The organism is Mesorhizobium sp. M0217 (assembly GCF_040321955.1).
In the GTDB taxonomy this organism is placed as follows: Bacteria; Pseudomonadota; Alphaproteobacteria; order Rhizobiales; family Rhizobiaceae; genus Mesorhizobium.
In genome coordinates this window covers 480,471-500,064 of sequence record NZ_JAMYSN010000001.1, presented here as the reverse complement: position 1 = coordinate 500,064, position 19,594 = coordinate 480,471, and the positions used below count along the sequence as shown (strand labels likewise).

Here is a 19,594-nt window from a genome sequence, read left to right as displayed (position 1 = left end):
GAGAGCCAGGCCGTGAGCGCGTCCGAACCCATCGCCCAACCCGCCGCCCATGCGCGGTCGGGTCGGGCATGGCGGCCGTTCGCGCTCACGGCGCCGGCGCTCATCCTGCTCGTCGCGGTGATCGGGTATCCGCTGCTCACCATCGTGCTGCGCAGCCTGTCGGAACCTGAGTGGGGGCTGCAGAACTATGCCTGGTTCTTCGGCGCGCCGGTCAACCTGACAGTGCTGCAGCGGACTTTCGTCATTTCGGCCTGGGTGACGCTGGTCTGCGTCATCGCGGCCTATCCCTATGCCTATCTGATGACCGCGGTCGGGCCGCGCGTCCGGCTGGTGCTTGTGCTTTGCGTGCTGATCCCGTTCTGGGTGAGTGGTGTGGTGCGAACGCTGTCATGGGTGATCCTGCTGCAGGATTCGGGCGTCATCAATTCGTTGCTGCGCTCGGTCGGGTTCGGCGGCGTCAAGCTGATCCGCACCCAGACCGGCGTGGTCATCGGCATGGCGCAGGTGCTGTTGCCGTTCATGATCCTGCCGCTCTATTCCGTGATGCAAGGCATCGACCTCAGGCTGATGCGTGCGGCGCAAAGCCTCGGTGCGCGGCCGTCGCGCGCGTTCTTCACCGTCTATCTGCCGCTGTCGCTGCCCGGCGTCTATGCCGGCGCGGTCATCGTCTTCATCCTGTCGCTCGGCTTCTACATCACGCCGGCTTTGCTCGGCGGCCCGCGCTCGACCATGCTGTCGACGCTGGTGCAGACGCAGGTGCTGAGCCTGCTGCAATGGGGCAGGGGCGGCGCCATGGGCGTCGTTCTGCTGGTCACCACCTTCGTGCTGCTGGCGCTGGCAGCACCTGTGATGCGGTCCAGGCATCGGGAAGCGGGGCGGCGCTGATGGAGATGAAGCCGCTCACCCGCGTTCTTCTCGGGCTCGTCTGCCTGCTGGTGGCGATATGGCTGGTGGCGCCGACGCTGGTCGTGGTGCCGATGTCGTTCAACGAAAACAAATCGCTGGCGTTTCCGCCGCAAGGCTTTTCCTGGCAGTGGTACCAGAATTTCGCCACCAATCCGGACTGGTCGAACAGCTTCCTGAATTCGCTGAAGGTCGCCTCGATCGTGGCGGTGCTGGCGACGGTGCTCGGCACGCTTGCCACCTTCGGCCTCGACCGCATGAAGGCGCGGCCGGCGAACCTTTTGCGTATGCTGATGCTGACGCCGATGGTGGTGCCGGGCGTGGTGCTGGCGATCGGCATCTATGCCGTCTATCTCGACACGCAGCTCGTCGGGACGCTGCTCGGCTTCGTGCTGGCCCACACCATCCTTGCGCTGCCCTTCGTGCTGATCGCGGTCTCGGCCAGTCTCGAAGTGTTCGACCGCCGGCTGGAGACAGCCGCAGCCAGCCTGGGCGCCGGCGCACTGACCACGTTTCGCACGGTGACGCTGCCGCTGATCGCGCCGGGCGTGCTCTCGGGCCTGCTGTTCGCCTTCGCCACCTCGTTCGACGAGATTGTCGTGTCGCTGTTCATCACGAACCCCTATCTCAAGACATTGCCGGTGCAGATCTTCGCCTCGATTACGCGCGATGCCGACCCGACGGTGGCGGCCGTCGGCACGATCCTGCTTTTCGCGACCACGATCCTGATCGCCGGCGGCATGCTCCTTCTTGGCCGCGAGCGGAAAGGACGCCAATGAATCCGAAGCCGACAAGCAAGGGCGCCTCGATCGATCTCGAAGCGATCAGCAAGGCCTATGGCGGCTTCAAGGCGCTGGACGGCGTGTCGCTGCGCATCGAGCCCGGCGAGTTCATGACGCTGCTTGGCCCCAGTGGTTCGGGCAAGACGACGACGCTCAACGTGATCGCCGGTTTTACCGACGTCACCAGCGGCAAGCTTTTGGTTGGGGAAAAGAGCGTCGTCGGCGTGCCGGCGCACAAGCGCAACATCGGCGTCGTCTTCCAGCACTACGCGCTGTTCCCGCATATGAGCGTCGGCCGCAACGTCGCCTATCCGCTGACGCTGCGCGGCGTCGACCAGGCGACGCGGCAGACACGCGTGGCAAGGGCGCTCGACATGGTCAAGATGGGCGATTTTGCGCATCGCTATCCCAGCGAATTGTCGGGAGGCCAGCAGCAGCGCGTGGCGTTGGCACGCGCCATCGTCTTCGACCCGCCGCTGCTCTTGATGGACGAGCCGCTCGGCGCGCTCGACAAGAAGCTGCGCGAATGGCTGCAGCTCGAGATCAAGCGCATCCACCGCGAGCTCGGCACCACCTTCGTCTATGTCACGCATGATCAGGAAGAGGCGCTGGTGCTGTCCGACCGCATCGCCGTGTTCAACCGCGGGCGCATCGAGCAGGTCGGCACCGGCCGCCAGCTCTATGACGAGCCGGCAACGCTGTTCGTCGGCCGCTTCATCGGCGATTCCACCGTGCTGCGCGGCAAGGCGCGCAGCGATGGCAACAGCACCGCGCTGAGCATCGCCGGCGAGACGGTGACGGTACCGCGTAAGCTGTCGGGGGAAGCCAGCCCGGTGATGCTGCTGCGTCCCGAAAAGCTCGCGATCCGAAGAGCCGGCCAAAGTCCTGCCAATGGCGCCAACCGCCTGTCGGGGACGATCGCGGAAGCCATCTATCTCGGCTCGGAATCGAAATACGAAGTCAAGCTCGCCGACGGCTCGGCCGCGATCGTGCGCTCACCGCTGACCGGCGAAAGTTTTGGCCTCGGCGACAAGGTCGAGCTCTGCTTCGACGGCACCGACGCCCAGCTGCTGGCGGACGACGCAAGCGCCGACACCACACTCACCTGATTCCATCTGGCCTGATCCCATCTGGCCTGATCCCATCTGAAAGTCATTCCATGCAAGCCAAGCGCAACGGCGACATATCGTTCTGGTATGCGGATCTGGGGGCGGTTCCCGTTCCGCGCCCGCCCTTGCCTGGAAACATCGAGGCCGATGTCGCCATTGTCGGCGCCGGCTATACCGGCCTGTGGACGGCCTACTATCTGAAAAAGGCGAAGCCATTGCTGCGCGTCGTGATCGTCGAGCGCGAATTTGCCGGCTTCGGCGCTTCAGGGCGCAATGGCGGCTGGCTGTCGGGCGGCTTCAGCTGGTCGCGCGAAAAATATCTCAAGACATCGAGCCGGCAAGGCGTGATGGCGATGCAGGCTGCGATGGCAGGCTGCGTTGATGAAGTGATCCGGGTCGCGACCGAGGAAGGCATCGACGCCGACATTCGCCGCGTCGACAACCTGACGGTGGCCACCAACCCAGCGCAGTTGGAGCGCGTGCGCGAAGAATGCGAGACGATCCGTTCCTGGGATGTCGACCCGAACCGCGTCGAGATGCTGGACGCCGCCTCAACGCGCACGCGCATCAACATCCGTAACGTCATGGGCGGCTTCGTCGTCCATGGCCAGGCGCGGGTGCAGCCGGCCAAGCTGGTGCGTGGGCTTGCCGATGCCGTCGAGCGGCTGGGCGTGCCGATCTATGAGAAGACGACGGTGACAAGCATCGCCAAGGGCAGCGTGACGACAGACCGCGGTACGGTGCAGGCGGAGACGATCATCCGCGCGACCGAGGGCTTTACATCAGGCATCCCCGGCGAGGAGCGGACCTGGCTGGCGCTCAACAGCGCGCAGATCGTGACTGAGCCGCTGCCTGCCGACCTGTGGCGCGACATCGGTTGGGAAGGGCACGAACTGCTCGGCAATGCGGCGCATGCCTATTGCTATGCCCAGCGCACGCGTGAGGGACGCATCACGATGGGCGGACGCGGCGTGCCTTATCGCTACGGCTCGCGCACCGACGTCAACGGCCAGACGCAGCAGGCCACGATCGACCAGCTGCACACGATCCTGACGACGCTCTTGCCGCAGACCAAGGGATGCCGCATCGATCACGCCTGGTGCGGCGTGCTCGGCGTGCCGCGCGACTGGTGCACCACGGTCGGCCTCGATCCCGCGACCCGCATCGGCTGGGCCGGCGGCTATGTCGGCCTCGGCGTGTCCAGCTCCAACCTTTCGGGGCGCACGCTGGCTGACCTTGTTCTCGGGGCAAACACCGAGCTGACGAAGCTGCCCTGGGTCAACCGCAAGGTCAGGCCATGGGAACCGGAGCCCTTCCGCTGGCTGGGCGTGCATTCGATGTACCAGCTTTATCGCATTGCCGATGGCCGCGAGGCGGCAGGGCTTGCGCGCACCTCGAAGCTGGCCGCGTTGGCCGACAGCATCACCGGCCACTAAAGCCATTTGTTCTCACGCAATTCCGGGGCAGACCCCTTTCCTGGAATTGCTCTTATCCATGGAGCTAGACTTGATCGATCTTTCGACCTTCCACGATCTCGCCAAGGCCGAGATCGGCGCGTTCTCTCCTAAGCCAAGCTCGATTGAAGGCGATCAGGTCGAGGCCGTGCGCTCGTTCTTTCAATCGCCTGACGGGACTGTCGATGTCGGCATCTGGGAATGCACGCCCGGCCGCTTCACCGCCGATCGTTCGGACTCGTCGGAGATCTGCCACATCATTTCGGGGCGCGTGGAACTGAGCCGCATCGATGGCGAGGTGCGGGAACTCGGTCCGGGCGATCTCCTCGTCCTGCCGCAGGGCTGGAAGGGCGAGTGGCTGATACGCGAGACCACGCGCAAGCTCTACATGATCCAGAGCGCCGGCTGACCGGCGCTACGGCTATGGCGAGCTCAGTGATCGATCGGCCCCTTCGGCGAGACCAGCGCGGTGCCGGCGGTCGTCGGGCGCTCGATCAGGCGGCGCACGCGCGGCGGTTCGTCGCCGCTGTGCAGCGCCCGCACCCGCTCGCCGACGACGGCGTCGGCATGGGTGGCGCGCCGGTTGTGGCGGATGTATTCCAGCCAGGTCGGCGTGTGGTAGTGTTCGATCCAGACTGCGGGATTTTCTAGGTCCCGAGCCAGCGTCCAGTTGCGGGCGCCGTCGCGGCGGCGGATGCGCCCGCGCTCGGCCATGGTGGCGAGGAATTCGGGTACATCTTCGTCGCGGATAATGTACTCTATCATGATGGCGATGGGGCCGCTGCGCGGCTTCAGGTCGAGGCCGAGATGCGGCTCCTTGAAGCGGTTGAGCGGGTCGAGGTTGAGAGTCGTCTGCTGCGGCAGCGGCAGGAACAGGCCGATGGCGCCGCCAACAAGCATCGCGATGGCCGCCGCAATCAGCGCGGTTTCGGCGCCATGCGCATCGGCAACGACGCCCCAGATCCAGCTGCCCAGCGCAATGCCGCCGAAGGTCGCCGTCTGGTAGACCGACAGCACCCGGCCGACGACCCAGCGCGGCGTCGACATCTGCACCGTGACGTTGAAATGCGACAGCGCGATCACCCAGCAGGCGCCGCCGATGAGCAAACCCGCCGCAGTCTGCCAGGCATTGAGGCTGATGGCGGCATTGAAGGCGCAGACGGCAAAGCCGGCGAAGGCCATCCGCACCATCGTCTCGCTGGACAGCAATTGTCTGAGACGCACGCTTATCAGCGCGCCGCCGACGGCGCCGATGCCGAAGGCGCCGAGCATGATGCCGTAGGTCAAGGCATCGCCCTTGACGACGTCGCGCGCCACCAGCGGCAGCAGCGCCAAAACCGCGCCGGCGCTGAAGCCGAAGGCGGAGCCCCTGACCAGCACCTTGCCGATGTTGGGCGACATGGCGACATAGCGCAGGCCGGCGCCCATGGCGGCGCCCAGCGTCTCGCGCGGCAGCGTCGAGACCGGCAGCTCCGGCTTCCAGCGGAAGAGCACGATGATGAGACCTATATAGCTCAGCGCATTGGCGGCGAACGCAGCAGCCGCACCAGCGGCGGCAACGATGATGCCGCCGATCGCCGGGCCGACGCTGCGTGTCAGGTTGAAGCCCAGTGAATTGAGTGCAACCGCGGCCGGCAGCTTGTTGCGCGGCACCATGTCGCCGACCGATGCCTGCCAGGACGGGTTGTTGAGCGCCGTGCCGCTGTCGATCAGGAAGGTGAAGGCAAGCAGCGTCCACGGCGTCATCCAGCCGTTCCAGGTGAACAGCGTTAGAAGTGCAGAGACGACCAGCATGAAGATTTGGGCGATCAGCATCACCTTGCGCCGGTTGAAGCTGTCGGCGATGGCGCCGGCGACGAGTGCAAACAGCATGATCGGCAGAGTGGCCGAGGCCTGGACCAGCGCCACCTGATAGGGCGACGTGGCGATGGTGGTCATCATCCAGGCGGCGCCGACGCCCTGGATCAGGCCACCGAAATTCGACACCAGGCTGGCCGACCAGACGGCGCGGAAGATGCCGTGCCGGAACGGCGCCAGCGCCGAAACGCGTTCGCTGTCCGGCTCGTCATCGATCATCAGACCTGTCCCACCTTAACGTGCTGGTTTCGTCCGCGGGGACGACAATCATGGCATCCGTTTGAAATAGAGCACGACATCCAAAAGGGCGAACGCGTCTTCGAAAAAGATCATGGTCCAACAACAGGATAGCAAGGCGAAAATACGTCAGCCGGGAATGGTCCGCTACCCAGAGCGATGTTCTCATTGGTCCACTGCGCGGGGCTGTCGGCCGCGCGCGAAGTCAGCTTCTGTCCCGGGCAGCGGTATGCAAGGCTTCGGTCAGCGTGCCTGTCGTCTCGCCGCCGGCGTGAAGGCGCAGGAAAAGCTCCATGCCGACAAGCCGCAGCCTGGACGGTTGCTCGCGCCGCGCCAACTGGACCATGTCCTCCAAATTCGCGGCGGGCCATTTCAAGGCATCGCGCAGGAAACCGCCGCGTAGCAAAGTCTCCGTGCCGGCCGAAAATTGCGACGACATCTCGAAGCCGATCTTGCGCGCCTGGACGTTCTGGCGCGGAATATGCTTTTCAGCGACCTTTCGCAAAAGCCATTTTCCTGTTTTGTCGCGGTATTTCTGCCGCCTCGGCAAATGGATGGCGAAGTCGATCAGGCGGTTTTCCAGGAACGGGACCCGCAGTTCCACGGACGCCGCCATGCTCAGCCGGTCGTGCCGGTGCAGGATGTCCTGCAGATGCGAATAGAGGTCGTAGAGGCAACTACCGAGAAAGGCGCGATCCGCGGGCGGCATAACCGGCTCCAGGCGGTCGAAGATCTCGGATTGCAGAAAATTCAGCTCCGGCGACAAAGCACGCAGGACCATGCTGCGATCCATTTGTGAGTGGCTTCCAGCCGAGACCTTGTAGGGGGCATGACGCTGTTGCTCGAATCTCCGGTCGAGCGAGCGCTTCGAATGGACCAGGCGCCGGGGCCACGACCAGGAACGCCACTTCTTCATGCTCAAGGCCTGCAAGGGGTAGCCGCCAAACAATTCGTCTGCGCCTTCGCCGGTGAGCAGCACCTTGACGCCATCGGCCCGGCATCGTTCGGCAAGCGCCAGCAGTGCGACATGGCTGGCGTGCCAGCCATCGCTTTCAAGATGCCAGATTACCCTTGGCCAAAGTTCGAAAAACCGGTTCCTGTCGACCGGCACCCGGCGCAAGGGCACGCCAACATGGCGGCCGGTGCGTTCGGCGTCTTCGGCCTCGCTGTTGCCGAGCTGCGGGTCGACGACATAACCGTGGACTTCCGGCCTGAACCGCTTTGCCAGCGCCGTTATCAGGCCGGAATCGACACCGCTGCTGCAGGCGGTGGCAACGCTGGTATCGGCGATGCAGTGAAGTCCGACGCTGTCCTTGAGCAACGCCTCGAGCGTCGCCATGTGTTCAGCATCAGCGGATGCATCGCCGGTAATGCGCGCGGTCTCCAGCACGTCCAGCACATGCCAGAAGCGGCGCTTCTCGATAACGCCATCGGTGATCTTCCACAGGCCGGCGGGCGGCAGGCGCTCGATGCGGTCGAACAGGCTGTAGCTGGAATCGCGGCTCTGCCAGGCAAGCCGCAAGGTGATCTCGCGGCTGTCGATGTCGCGCGGAAAACCGTCGCAGGCGAGGATCGCCTTGTCCTCCGAGGCGAACAGGATTCGCTCCGGCGTGTCGGCCACCGACATCGGCTTGATTCCAAGACGGTCACGCGCAAGCCACAGCGCACTGCTGCGAGCGTCGAAATAGGCGAAGGAAAACATCCCGTCGAACAGCGGCACGGCTTTTTCGGGGCCCCAGTGATGCAAGGCTTCGAGAACCACTTCGGCATCGCAGATGGTTCGAAAGACGACGCCTTGCGCCTGCAGCGTTTCGCGCAGCGAGCGGTAATTGTAGACCTCGCCATTGTAGACGAGAACGCCATCGCCGGAAGAAGTCAGCATCGGCTCACGGGCGGCGGGCGAGGGATCGATGATGGTAAGTCGGCGGTGACCGAGCGCCAGCCGATTGTTGTGCCAGCTGTCATGATCGTCGGGGCCGCGATGTACCAACGCCTGCATCATGCTGGCGACATCCGACAGGTCGTTGGCGTCGATCGGGTTTCGTTTGCGCCAGACGCCGGCTATTCCGCACATGGCCTGCCGGTGAGTTCTGCCTGAGTCATGGCCTGCAATCTAGCCGGAACACAGCCGCCTGCAAGCGCTGCCTAGAACCCGTTTTCAATGCGCTCGAAAATGACGTTGGTGAAGGCCGAGATCTGGCTGCCGATGAACGGACCGGTCAGCGCCACGACCAGCATGATGGCGACGATCTTGGGCACGAAGGTCAGGGTGATTTCCTGGATCTGGGTCAGGGCCTGGATCAGGGCAATGCCGATGCCGACCACCATGGCGACCAGCACCACCGGCGCGGAAGCAACAAGCACCGTCCATACCGCGTACTGGACGATGTCGAGTGCGTCGGCCTCGTTCATGTGAGCGCGCCTCTATGGAACTGTCTAGCTGGCCGGCTTTATCGAAACGCCCGCGCCGACCGGCACTTCGGTGCCGTTCTGCAACACGGCGATCACGCCGTTGCTTGCAAGCTTGACCGAGGCCACGACGCCGGTCGTCTTGCCGTCGGCCGAGGTGATCGAGCGGCCGATCAAGGCATCGGCCTGCGACAGCGCCGAGGACTGCATGATCTGGTCGAGCTTGGTGTTGGTCTGCACCGATTGCTCTACCTGCGAGAAGGTGGCGAGCTGGGCGACATACTGCGTCGAATCCATCGGTTTCGTCGGATCCTGGTTCTTCATCTCGGCGATCAACAGCTTCAGGAACGACTGGTAGTCGACCGCTGTCTTCGACGTCTGCTGGGTGCCCTGGTTGGCGCCCATGGGGATCGTCGTCGTCATGTCCACATTCATCAGTATTGTGCTCCCACGGCCAGCGGGCGCTTCGCACCCTGAACATCGTCATTGCCGCCAAGTGCGCGGCGTTCGAGCGGATAAAGCGCACGGATAGCCTTCAGCGCTTCATAGATATGGTCTTCGCCGACCATGCGGTCGATCTGCTTCAGCGCGCCACTGATCTGCTCATCCTCGAAGCTTGCCAAAAGCAAGGGCAGCGAGCGGCGGAACATGGCGCGCGCCTCGATGGCGCCGGCCGGGTTCATCAGCATCACCTGCAGGATGAAATAGAGCTGCTTGAGCGGCGTCAAGGCATCGTCGGCCTGGATGACATGGTTCTCGAGCAGGAACTGTACGTCGTTCATCAGCTCGACGGTGACCTTGCGGTCGACGCGGATGACGGCGCCGTTGATGTAGATCTTCTCGTTCGGCTTCAGCGATATCTTCAGCGTGTTGGTCATTGAATGCCGTCCCGGATGATCTGGGACACTTCGATCAGCCCTTCGAAATTGTCGGTGCGGCCCTGGCGGATGTCCTCGGCCTCGCGCAGCAGCCACAGGCCGATGGAGATGAGGTTGGCGCGCAGTTCCTTGGGCAGGACATTGTCGCTGGAACCGAGATCCTCGACGAAGGTGGTCCAGACCCGGTTGGTGAAGTGCAGCGCTTCGACCGCCTCCATCGAGGTGTGGCCGACCGCCGCCGCCGCCGCCAGCATTTCGATCGAGCGGGTCAAAAGCTGCCGCTCGCGATCTTTCGCATCGGCAACGGAGTCGGTCTGGATGTCGGCGTAGGAGAATTGGTACATCGTTTGGCTCTACCGTTGCGGTTGAGATTGTCAGGTCAGGTAGTTCAGCAGGCTCATCTGCTGCAGGCGCGCGGTCAGCGCGAAGGACGTCTCGATATGCTGCGTCAGATCCGCGACGCGGGTGGCTGCCTCGGCGGGGTCGACGCCTTCCAGATCAAGGATATGGCGCTCGAACAGGTCGACCTGCGTCTTCATGCGGTCGCTGGCGTCGGAGACCCGCTTCTCGGCAAGGCCGGTCTCGGCCTGCAGTTGCCCTAGCCCGCCCAGCGCCTCGCCGACCATCGCCTGGGCGCGGCCGACAACGGTGGTCTTCGCCGCCTGGCTGATATTGCCGGACAGCAGGCCGGTGATCAGGGCGGAAGCCATGGCGAGCTTGCGGATGCTGTCGTCATTGGCGCTGGCCGAGGTTTGGGTGGTTTCGCCCAGCGAAATGCGGCTGACGATCTGCTGGTCGGTGGCGTTCGACCAGTTGGCCTGCCAGCCGGAGCCCATGAACTGCGGCAAGACATTGCTGGTGATGAAGCCGTCCATCTGGGCGGCGGTGATGTTGGCAGCGAGCGGATCGGCCTGCGTGAAGCCGAAATACGACGAGAAGGAAGCGTCGAACGCCGCCTTGGCCGGCGAGCCCGCGGCGGTGAAATCGTCGATCGGCTTGACGTCGGTGTTGGTGCCGGCAAACAGATATTCGCCGTTGACGCTGGCGTTGAGGATAGAGGTCATCTGCTGCACGGCGGCCTTGCCGGCTTGCTGCGTGATGGTGCTCGAGGAATTGCCGGCGGCGGTCAGCGCGGTCAGCAAATTCTGCGCAGTGTCGGAAAGCTGGCCAAGCGCAGCCTGCGTCGAGGACAGCCGCGCGGTGACCAGCGAATTGGAATCGATGATGACGTTCAACCGGTCGAGGTCGCGCGAGAAGGTGACCGCCTGCGAGGTGCGCGCGCCGAGCGCCAGACCGACATCGGCGACGGTGCCGGTCGTCGATTCCTTGGTGGCTTTGACCAGTTCGGCCTGCATGCGCATCTGCTGATAGCGCGCGGCGTTGGAGAGGGCGGCTGATGAGACGGATGTGGCTTTCATGGCTTATCCTACGGCATCGAGCAGGGCCGACAGCATGTCGTCGACGGTTTTCATCATGCGCGCCGAGGCCTGATAGGTGTGTTCGAGGTCGAGCAGCAGCGACATCTCCTGGTCGACATTGACGCCGGTGTCGTTGGACAGCGCCTCGGCGGTGCGCGATGCCAGCGCTTCCTTGGCGTCGGCGTTGCTCGAGGCCTGCTGGCGCTGGCCTTCGAACCAGCCAATGGCATTGGCGGCGTAGTCGGACACGCTGGACGTGACGGTGATGCCGGCCGCAGCGTCGAAAGGCATCGGCTTGTCGAGCTTGTCGCCATAGCCGATCAAGAGCTGCGAATAGGAGGCGTTGCCGGCAGTGTTGGCGATATAGGCCGCACCATTGGCGCCGCCGTCGCGCAGCAGCACCGGATTGCCGCCGACGCTCGAGTCCATTGCGGCGTTGACCTTGATCGAGCCGGCAAGCCCGTCGATCAGCGTGCCGGCGGCCGGAATGGCGGGCGCACCCGACCAGGTGAACAGGCCGGTTCGGTCGGGCTGCGAAGGTGCTGTTTCGGCAAAGGCGGTGATGAGGCCGCGCGCCACTTCGTCGAGCTGGCTCTGCATCGTCGCCGCGACGCCGTCGCGCAAGGTGATGAGCCCGGCGAGCTTGCCGTCGGCGCTGGTGTTGCCGCCAGCCCCGGCGCTGACCGGCACATTGTCGATGTAGATGGTGTTGCCTGGTGTGCCGGCCGTGTAGCCCGCCGACGGGGTGAAACTTACCGAGCGCGGAATGGTCTCGAACAGTGTCGTGCCATCCTTGGTGGTGATGACCATGTCGTTGTCGCCACGCGTGAAGGTCGACACCGGCACATAGTCCGCGATCTTCTTCAGCAAAGCGTCGCGCTGGTCGAGCGCGTCGGATGCGTCGGTACCCGAACGGGTTGCGGAGATGACCGCCTTGTTGGCGTCCTGGAACTGACTAAGCAGCGAGTTGAGATCGTTAACCGCCGTTGATATCTCGCCATCGGCCTGGGTGCGGAAATCCTGGATCGCGTTGGTGCCGTCGTTCAGAGCGCGCACCACCTGCTGGGCCGCGTCGATGACGCTGGAGCCGAGGTTCTGGTTGGATGGCGTAGCGGCGTAAAGCTGCAGCGCGTTCTGCAGCTTGCCGATCGCGGTCGAGGCAGAGGAGGCGTTGTCGACGCCGTTGACGGCAACGGCGAGGCGGTCAATTCCGCTGTAAAGCGTGCTCTGGCCGCTCCATGCCGATTGCGCGCTAAGGTTCTGGCGAAACAGCAGGGCGTTGGTGGCGCGCTGGATCTCGACCGAGCGGGCGCCGGGCGCGCTGCTGACGACGACCGCCGTGCGGCGGGCATAGTCGGGGTTGCTGGCGTCGGCAATATTGCGGGAAAGGACGCTGGTCTGCTTCGATGTGGTCTGAAGCGACTGTTGGGCTATGGTCAATGCGGAAGTCAGCGACATGCGGGTCTTTCACGAGGCCAGTGGGGAGGGGATGACGTCTCTGCCCTGTCGGCGGCGTCGGCGTTCGGAAACCTGCAATTCCAGACCACCCCGGCCGGTTTGCCGGTGTGGCCTTGAATTCGAAATCCGCGCACCGCGCTGCTCTGGTTTGGGTTCATTCCCCTGGCGCCCGTCGTTTATCTCTTCAGGTTGACAAGGACATCCATGAGGTCGGAACCGGTCTGGAACACTTTCGAGTTAGCGGTGTAGCTGCGCTGCGCCGCGATCATGTTGGTCAATTCCTCGGCGATATCGACGTTGGAATTTTCCAACGCGCCGGAGATGATGCTGCCGAGCTTGCCTTCATTGGCGAAGCCGATGCGCACGGTGCCGGAGTCGGTGGACTGCGCATAGACATTGCCAGGCAGTGCGGTGAGGTTGTCGGCGCTCTGGACGTCGGCCAGTGGGATCTTGAACAGCGGCTTGGTCGAGCCGTCCTGATACTGGGCGTAAATGACTCCGTCCTCGCCGATCTGGATCTTTTCGATCGTGCTGGGCGCGTTGCCGTTGACCTTGGCTTCGGAGACCGTGAAGCCGGTGCCGAGCTGAGTCAGCTTGGACAAATCGAGGTCGAGCGACGCACCGCCCGGTACGGGGATGGTAATCGAATCGACGGCGCCGGTGAGTTTGCCGGTGGTGGTGTCGAAGGTCAGGTTGGCCGTGGCCAGCGCGCCGCCCGTATAGGGAAAGGATGTGCCCGGCGTCGCCTGGGACTGGTCGAACACAGAGACCGACCAGGTGCCGGTCCCGGTGTTGGTGAAATAGAGGTCGAGCAGCTTCTTGTTGCCGAGATTGTCGTAGGTGACCATCGAGGATTTCGACGTGTATTCCGCCGTCGGGCTGTTGGTGGACGGCAGCGGACCGGCGGGCGGCGTGGCGCCGGCCGGCAGATTGGCGTTGAAGTTGCCCGCGGTGCTGGGCGTCGCGGTCATTTCCTGGTCGGAGATCTGGACCGGCACCAGCCCTTCGAAACCGTTGGCGGTGGCAGCCGGTGTGCCGTTGGCGTAGCTGTAGGCCATCAGCTGGTAGCCGGCGGCGTTGACCAGTCTGCCCTGAGCGTCGGGAACGAATGCGCCGGCGCGGGTGAGGAAAGGCGTTCCGCTGGGGTCCTGGACGACGAAGAAACCGTTGCCGTTGACCGCAAGGTCGGAAACCGAGGTCGTGTACTGCAGCACGCCCTGGGCGCTGATGGCCGAGCGGATGGTGGTGTTGACGCCGCCGGAATTATAGGCGCCGCCGACCTGCGGCATGATCAGCGTCGAAAACTCGGCCGAGGATCGCTTGTAGCCGGTGGTGTCGGAATTGGCGATGTTGTCGGCTGTGGCCGAAAGGCGGTTGGCCTGCGCGTTCATGCCGGAAACGCCGGTCCGCATCATTCCGTAAAGGCTCATCGAACGTCTCCTCAATGCCCAACATCGTTGGGCCCATCTGTGGTCGCGAGGATATAATTTCTGTCTTGCGCGAGGCTGGCGCAGACCGCCATCAGAACACCAGCCGGTAGCCAAGGAAGCGCTTGGAATCTATCGGGTCCTGGCCGAGCTTTTCGCGCAGCTTCTTGCGCAATTTGGAGATGTGGCTCTCGACGACGTTCTCCTCGACCTCTTCGTCGAAGATGCCGTAGATGGCGTTGAAGACCTGGGTCTTGGTGACGCGGCGTCCGCGGTTGCTCGCCAGATATTCGAGGATGCGGCGTTCGCGGCGCGGCAGAGGCAACGGCTGGCCATCGATCTCGGGATCGCGGCCGTCCATGAAGATGCGCATGGCGCCGATCTCGGTGTAGCTGACGTCCTCATGGGCGCGGCGGCGGATGGCGGTGATGCGGGCCAGGATCTCCCGGATATGGACCGGCTTGCGTATGACGTCGTCGACACCGCTCTCGAACAGCCGCAGCGTATTCTCGAGCGAGTGCTGTTCGCTCAGCGCAATGACCGGAGCGCCGGTGCGGTCGCGGATCTGGCGTGGCGAGATGGCGCCTTCGCGGCAGTCGCCAATGAGGAAGGCTCGGACCGATCGCAAATCCGTGTCGGCGGCCGATGTCACCCACTCGCCGAATTCACCGGACGCGAAGCCTGCACAGGCAACGCCCTCACGATCGAAAAGTGAATTGTAGCCTTCAGTTACGAGCTCTCGCTCGTCAACGATTACAATCATCGGCCCCGCCCCCGAATCAGATCATCTGCCCCGTGGGAAGAGCCGTAACCGGTGCCGGGAATCCTGAACAACCATCATTTCTTGTAGCTATTTTCTTGGGAGTTATTTCGAGTTTCGAAATAACCGCAATCAGGAGGTTGTATCGTTGGTTGCCGAACGGGTGACGTGGCACGTCACCCGCCGGGCGTGGATTTGCAGCCGTTCGCAAGAGATGATTCACCTAAGGGTTGCAAAAGTTGCGGGCGTTCGGGGTCCATTTGCCGAAGCCGGTGGCGACCATATTGGCGATGACGCGGCAGACATAGAATTTCTGCGCGGGGTCATTGTCGGGGCCGGCGTGGTAGCGGGCGACGGCCATCGACCAGCTGACATGACGCGCATGCAGGCTGGCCAGGAAGCGCGCGGCATAGTCGACATTCTGGCGCGGGTCGAGCATGTCGTCGACGCTGCGGAAATGCGCGGCGTGATAGTGATGGTTGATCTGCATGCAGCCGAGGTCGATCAGCGTCTTGCCCTCACGTCGGGCTGCTTCGAAGGCGGCCAGGGCCTCGGTTCGGTTCCTTGGAAATACCGCTTTTCCCTCTATATTCATGGCGTTAGGTTGCAAGCTACCCTTCTTGCCGGTCTCGGTCAGCCCGACCGCATAGAGGATGCCGGCGGGCACGCCATAGCGGTCGGCGGCACGCAAGATCTCGGGCTCGCAAGGGTTGGTGGCGGCGGTGGCCGGCTTGGTGGCGAGGCTAGATAAACATATCGTCGCCAGCGCGCTCGCGAGCAGGCGCGCCAGCGCGGCCGAATTCCTGGGCATCATCATTGCGGCTTCTTCCCGACTGCTGGCCGCCCGAACCCGTATTGTTGCCGCTCGAGTTTCCGGGCTGAAAAGCGGACTGGTCGCGGCCTTGCGGCATATGCGAGTTCGCTGCATCGCTGCGGGCCGCTGCGTGGATCGCTATCGAGGGTTGCAGGATGGTGACCTTGTCGACATCGAAGCCGAGCCCGCGCAACGACTTCACGATGGCGTCGCTGTCGGTGGCGAGACGGCGGTAAGCCTCATGGGTTTCGGGCTTCAATTCTATCGAAAGTTGTTCTCCGGAAAGCCTGAGACTGGCGGTGACCATGCCGAGCTCTGCCGGGTGAAGCTCGATCTTCAATATATGTGTCGGAACGGCAACAGAACCGGCCGTCTGGGCGGTCGTCGACGGCGTCGAAACCGCTTGCCGCAGGCCGCTATCCGAAGCCAGCGCGTCGATAAGCGCCGAAGTCGTCTGGTTCATCGGGCTTTGCGCCGGGGCCGGGAAACTCTGCTCGGCGACAATGTCGACGCGCGCAGCGAATGGCGGCTGTTTTCCCTGTGTGGACGATGCCGCGGAATGGGCTCCATCGACGGACTTCGCCGACGGCGCGGACCGTTTTGCCTCGGGTGCCGAAACGTCGCTTGCCGTCTGGTCCGCCGGTAGAGGAGGCGTCGGACCATCCTGATGCGGCAGTTTGCCGGACTGGAGCCCGATCGCGGGCAGCTTTTGCCCCTGATCCCGTGCTGATACGCTGGTACCGGTCTTGGCCCGTTCGGATCGCGTCGTCGTGTCGAGTCTGTCGTCAATGCCGGAAGCTGCGCGGTGTCTCTTCAGAGGCGACGTCTGTGCAGAAATGGCCTCGCCAGCGGGCGCCGGTTGCCCAGTCTGTCCATTCGTCGCGATGCCGTTCCCGCTTGTCCGGACCGTTGAGAAATGCCTGATATCGTGCAACGCCAGCACCAATGGCAAATGATCCTGCAGCGGTCCTGCATCCGCGTCTCGTCCGGCCACCTCAGCGTCGTTGGATGGTTTGTCCGGGCGACTATCGGCATGTTCTTTTGCGGCCTTGCCGGCAGCGGATTTCGTCCCCGTCTTGCCAGACTGGGTGTGTGGGATTTCGCTTTTGCCGGGACCGGCAGGGCTGCGTTTGGCCCAATGCAGCTCGTGCGACGCGGCCTCAATTGCTCCCTGGCCTATCGGTGTCGGCGCATCGTCGTCGCCGCGCACCATGTCGCCGAAGCTTTTGTCGCCACCTTTGGCGTTTGAGGCCGACTGCTTCGATCCGGCGTGCGCGGGAGCCGGCAGGGCCTGGCCAACATTGGTGGTCATTTCGGGGCTGCTCCAAGCATCTGGTCGATCAAATCGAGCTGGTGACGCGTCCTCGCCATGGCGGCGTCGGTGGGATCGGTAGGCTCTACTGCGGCGGGGGCCGGCACCGATGCCGGCACGACCGGAGCCGCATCGCTGGCCGAGGCGACTGCAGGCGTTTCCGCCGCCTTTGCCTCTGGCGTGCTCGGTGCCTGCGCGGCCGGCTCACTTGCCGCCTTCGGTTGGTCGGTTGCGGGCTGTTCACTCGACGTTGTGGCGGCTGGCTGTTCCGGCATCGCGCCTTCGACCGGCGGCAGCTCTGGCTCGTCGGGTCTTTCCACGGCCGCGGTCTTGACCGGCTCCTGCCTGGCCGCGGCAGGTGCGGGCTTTTCGGCAGGCAGCGGCGCCGGCGGGGCGATGACTTCACCCGCCACGGCCTGCGCGGCATCGAGCAGGTCGCGGTCGCTTTGCGAAAGCTGGTTGCGATCGATCTTGTCCAGCTTGGCGCGGACCTCGCCGATGGTGCCGGACGTTACCGTGGACAGGCTGGAATAGAGCTGGGCGCGCGGATCGTCCTGATTGTGGATGCCGTCGCGGCCCCGTTCAGCCCTGGCCGAGGCAAAGGCGGAGAGATCGGCAAAGCCGTCGATCGCGGCGCGGCGGGCGATGCGCAGATAGATCACCTTCTCGCGTTCTGGATCCATCATTGCGGTGATGTCGGCGAGCTTGTCCTGGCTGATCGCCATGTGCAGCGTGATGACGCCGGAGACGAAGGCGTCGGCGAACTGGCTGGCATAGGGCGAATAGAGGTAGTCTTCGACGTATTGGGTTGAGGCAAGCGCGAAACGCGCACCGTCGCCTTGCGCGGCGGCGATGCCGACCGAGCGGCGCAGCGCTGCTTCCTCGACCAGCGTGCCGGGGCTGAGCAGGCGAGCATCGTCGAGCAGCGCAAGCGCGCTGACCGGTTGCTCGGTGGCGAGAAGCGAGCCCTTGACCAGCGCCAGAAAGGCACCGACATCGGGGGGCAGGGTCATCGGATCGATCGGCTTCAGCGCCTCGATCGCAGCCGCCTGCCGGCCGTTCAGATAATCGACAATGCCCTTGGCGATGGTCAGGCTTTGCGGGTCGGTCTTGGCGCGCGACACCGCCGCCTCGACGGTGACGGGGTTGCCGCCACTCATGCCATAGACCAGCAAGGCGCGAAAATTCTTCGGGTCGCTGAAATCATCTGCGTCCGCCGCGCGCAGCCTTGTGTCGGCCATTTCGAGCAGCTTGGCCTGCATCGGCAGCGCGGCGTGATCGCCGGCGGCGATGCGGTCCTGCACAAGCTGCAGCGAGCGCACCAGCTGATAGGGCTGCAAGCCGTCCTCGGCGAAGGCCGATGGCGGATGGACAGCGCTCAGCAGCAGCCCGACGGCGCGGCCGATGATCGCGGCGCGCCTCATCCGTCGGTCGCCATCAGGATTTCGATGCGGCGGTTCGCGGCCGCCATCGGGTCGGCTGCAATTTTCGGCTCGCGATCGGCGAAGCCGGCGACCTCGGTGATGCGGCGCTCGTCGACGCCGCCGCGCACCAGCATGTAATAGGCGGAATGGGCGCGCGCCGTGGACAGCCGCCAATTGTCGTAAGTGTCGCTGCGGAACGGCCGCGCGTCGGTGTGGCCGTTGATGCTGATCGTGCCTTTCTGCTCGTTGACGATGCGGCCGATCTTTTCCATCGCCAGCACCAGTTCACGCCTAGGCACAGCCGATCCGATCTCGAACATGCCGAAATCGAACTGGTCCGTGATCGAAATGACGACACCCTTGTCGGTGGCTTCGACGGAGACGCCATCATGCAATTTGTCGCCTGGCTTGAAGGCCTCGGCCAGTTCCTGCTTGACCTGCGCCGCGGCTCTAACAGTGGCGGCCGTCGGCGCTTTTTCTGCGGCTTCGGGTTTGGGTGCGGGTTGTGCTTCGGCGGCTTCGGCCTTTGCAATTTCGGCCTTCGCTGCTTCAGCCTTGGCCTCTGCTTTGGCTTCAGCCTTGGTCAGCGGCTTATCGGAAACGGATTTCGCCAGCGGCTCGAGCGGCGCCGCGGCCACTGGCGGCGCGGCCGGCACGGCCTTCACCTCCGCCACTTGCGTCTGTGCCGCCTTGTCACCCGGCTTCAGGGGATCGCCTTCGATCTTGGTGCGTTCGGCGGTGGCTTCGGCGCCTGGTGCAGCCACCTGCTGCGACCAGAAATCCGGCGCGAACGGGTCGCGGTAGGATTGGCCGCCGGATGCGCCGGTAGCCGGGCCGGACGCCTGCGCGCCGCCATCGCCCTTCTCGCTGACATTTTGCATGACGCCGGTGTCGGTGGCGATTTCCGACAGCACAGCATAGGGATCGGCAAACAGATGCTCGTCGGAAAGATCGGTCTTCGGCGCCGATTCCTTCGATTGCTTCTTGTCCGAGGTGCCGGCGCCGCCGATGCCGTCCTGTCCGGCCTTGCTGGTCTTGTCCCGCGGGTCGTCGGCCGTCAGCCCGACCTTGCTCGGGCCATCGCCGAGGTCTTCGAGGCCCTTGCGGCTGGCGTTGCGATCGACCAGCTTGACCGGATTGAAGTAGCTGGCAACGGCCGCCTTGGTCTGCTCGTTGGCGGCGTTGATCAGCCACATGACGAGGAAGAAGCACATCATGGCGGTCATGAAATCGGCAAAGGCAATCTTCCAGACGCCGCCATGGTGGGCGTCGTCGTGGTCGTCGTGATTGCGCCGCACGATGATGATCTCGTGCCTGGCGTCTGCGGCCTCGACAACGCTCATGACGTCCAC

General features: G+C 64.2%; 19 protein-coding genes. 5 read left to right on the top strand and 14 right to left on the bottom strand.

What is annotated here, in order from left to right; genetic code table 11:
* The first annotated feature begins 12 nt into the window (after nucleotides 1-12).
* From NKJ18_RS02480 to NKJ18_RS02460, 5 genes are read left to right on the top strand one after another with little or no spacing between them, the layout of a single operon-like run.
* Nucleotides 13-885: an ABC transporter permease gene (locus NKJ18_RS02480; RefSeq protein WP_352757762.1), complete on the top strand. Its 873-nt coding sequence runs from the start codon at nucleotides 13-15 to the stop codon at nucleotides 883-885.
* Nucleotides 885-1,682, top strand: a complete 798-nt coding sequence (locus NKJ18_RS02475) for an ABC transporter permease (RefSeq protein WP_023671902.1) — start codon at nucleotides 885-887, stop codon at nucleotides 1,680-1,682. Before NKJ18_RS02480 ends, NKJ18_RS02475 begins: the two co-directional genes overlap by 1 nt.
* Complete coding sequence (locus tag NKJ18_RS02470; RefSeq protein ID WP_352757761.1) at nucleotides 1,679-2,794, top strand: ABC transporter ATP-binding protein; 1,116 nt, start codon at nucleotides 1,679-1,681, stop codon at nucleotides 2,792-2,794. The genes NKJ18_RS02475 and NKJ18_RS02470 overlap by 4 nt, the downstream gene beginning before the upstream one ends.
* 50 nt (nucleotides 2,795-2,844) lie before the next feature.
* Nucleotides 2,845-4,230 carry an NAD(P)/FAD-dependent oxidoreductase gene (locus NKJ18_RS02465; RefSeq protein ID WP_352757760.1) on the top strand — a complete coding sequence of 462 codons (1,386 nt, stop codon included), beginning with the start codon at nucleotides 2,845-2,847 and terminating at the stop codon, nucleotides 4,228-4,230.
* Between the two features lie 58 nt (nucleotides 4,231-4,288).
* Nucleotides 4,289-4,657, top strand: coding sequence for a cupin domain-containing protein (locus tag NKJ18_RS02460; protein WP_081725355.1), 369 nt, complete (start codon nucleotides 4,289-4,291; stop codon nucleotides 4,655-4,657).
* Between the two features lie 23 nt (nucleotides 4,658-4,680).
* Here NKJ18_RS02460 and NKJ18_RS02455 read toward each other — a convergent pair whose 3' ends face one another.
* The 14 genes from NKJ18_RS02455 to NKJ18_RS02390 form a co-directional block, all read right to left on the bottom strand.
* Nucleotides 4,681-6,324, bottom strand: coding sequence for an MFS transporter (locus tag NKJ18_RS02455; protein ID WP_023671898.1), 1,644 nt, complete (start codon nucleotides 6,322-6,324; stop codon nucleotides 4,681-4,683).
* A 223-nt stretch (nucleotides 6,325-6,547) separates the two neighbouring features.
* Nucleotides 6,548-8,416, bottom strand: a complete 1,869-nt coding sequence (gene asnB / locus NKJ18_RS02450; protein WP_352757759.1) for an asparagine synthase (glutamine-hydrolyzing) — start codon at nucleotides 8,414-8,416, stop codon at nucleotides 6,548-6,550.
* Nucleotides 8,417-8,487: 71 nt separating this feature from the next.
* Nucleotides 8,488-8,754: a flagellar biosynthesis protein FliQ gene (gene fliQ / locus NKJ18_RS02445; protein WP_023671896.1), complete on the bottom strand. Its 267-nt coding sequence runs from the start codon at nucleotides 8,752-8,754 to the stop codon at nucleotides 8,488-8,490.
* A gap of 24 nt (nucleotides 8,755-8,778) precedes the next feature.
* Nucleotides 8,779-9,186 carry a flagellar hook assembly protein FlgD gene (flgD, locus tag NKJ18_RS02440; RefSeq protein ID WP_023728383.1) on the bottom strand — a complete coding sequence of 136 codons (408 nt, stop codon included), beginning with the start codon at nucleotides 9,184-9,186 and terminating at the stop codon, nucleotides 8,779-8,781.
* A complete protein-coding gene (gene flbT / locus NKJ18_RS02435) occupies nucleotides 9,186-9,629 on the bottom strand; it encodes a flagellar biosynthesis repressor FlbT (RefSeq protein ID WP_023671894.1) in 444 nt (147 codons plus the stop codon). Before flbT ends, flgD begins: the two co-directional genes overlap by 1 nt.
* Nucleotides 9,626-9,973 (bottom strand): flagellar biosynthesis regulator FlaF, encoded by a 348-nt coding sequence (gene flaF, locus NKJ18_RS02430; protein WP_023671893.1) that lies wholly within the window; start codon nucleotides 9,971-9,973, stop codon nucleotides 9,626-9,628. The genes flbT and flaF overlap by 4 nt, the downstream gene beginning before the upstream one ends.
* A gap of 30 nt (nucleotides 9,974-10,003) precedes the next feature.
* Nucleotides 10,004-11,047 (bottom strand): flagellar hook-associated family protein, encoded by a 1,044-nt coding sequence (locus NKJ18_RS02425; protein WP_023671892.1) that lies wholly within the window; start codon nucleotides 11,045-11,047, stop codon nucleotides 10,004-10,006.
* A gap of 3 nt (nucleotides 11,048-11,050) precedes the next feature.
* Nucleotides 11,051-12,505: a flagellar hook-associated protein FlgK gene (gene flgK / locus NKJ18_RS02420; protein WP_023686357.1), complete on the bottom strand. Its 1,455-nt coding sequence runs from the start codon at nucleotides 12,503-12,505 to the stop codon at nucleotides 11,051-11,053.
* A gap of 176 nt (nucleotides 12,506-12,681) precedes the next feature.
* The gene (locus NKJ18_RS02415; protein WP_023691731.1) at nucleotides 12,682-13,935 is read right to left on the bottom strand and encodes a flagellar hook protein FlgE; all 1,254 of its coding nucleotides are present in this window, start codon (nucleotides 13,933-13,935) and stop codon (nucleotides 12,682-12,684) included.
* A 91-nt stretch (nucleotides 13,936-14,026) separates the two neighbouring features.
* Nucleotides 14,027-14,695, bottom strand: coding sequence for a response regulator transcription factor (locus tag NKJ18_RS02410; RefSeq protein ID WP_023683295.1), 669 nt, complete (start codon nucleotides 14,693-14,695; stop codon nucleotides 14,027-14,029).
* A 220-nt stretch (nucleotides 14,696-14,915) separates the two neighbouring features.
* Nucleotides 14,916-15,503 (bottom strand): transglycosylase SLT domain-containing protein, encoded by a 588-nt coding sequence (locus NKJ18_RS02405; protein ID WP_502906151.1) that lies wholly within the window; start codon nucleotides 15,501-15,503, stop codon nucleotides 14,916-14,918.
* Nucleotides 15,436-16,818 carry a flagellar hook-length control protein FliK gene (fliK, locus tag NKJ18_RS02400; protein WP_023695746.1) on the bottom strand — a complete coding sequence of 461 codons (1,383 nt, stop codon included), beginning with the start codon at nucleotides 16,816-16,818 and terminating at the stop codon, nucleotides 15,436-15,438. Before fliK ends, NKJ18_RS02405 begins: the two co-directional genes overlap by 68 nt.
* Nucleotides 16,815-18,242, bottom strand: coding sequence for a MotC family chemotaxis protein (locus NKJ18_RS02395; protein WP_352757758.1), 1,428 nt, complete (start codon nucleotides 18,240-18,242; stop codon nucleotides 16,815-16,817). The genes fliK and NKJ18_RS02395 overlap by 4 nt, the downstream gene beginning before the upstream one ends.
* On the bottom strand, nucleotides 18,239-19,585 hold the full coding sequence (locus tag NKJ18_RS02390; protein ID WP_023683299.1) for a MotB family protein: 1,347 nt from the start codon (nucleotides 19,583-19,585) through the stop codon (nucleotides 18,239-18,241). The genes NKJ18_RS02395 and NKJ18_RS02390 overlap by 4 nt, the downstream gene beginning before the upstream one ends.
* Nucleotides 19,586-19,594 lie beyond the last annotated feature (9 nt).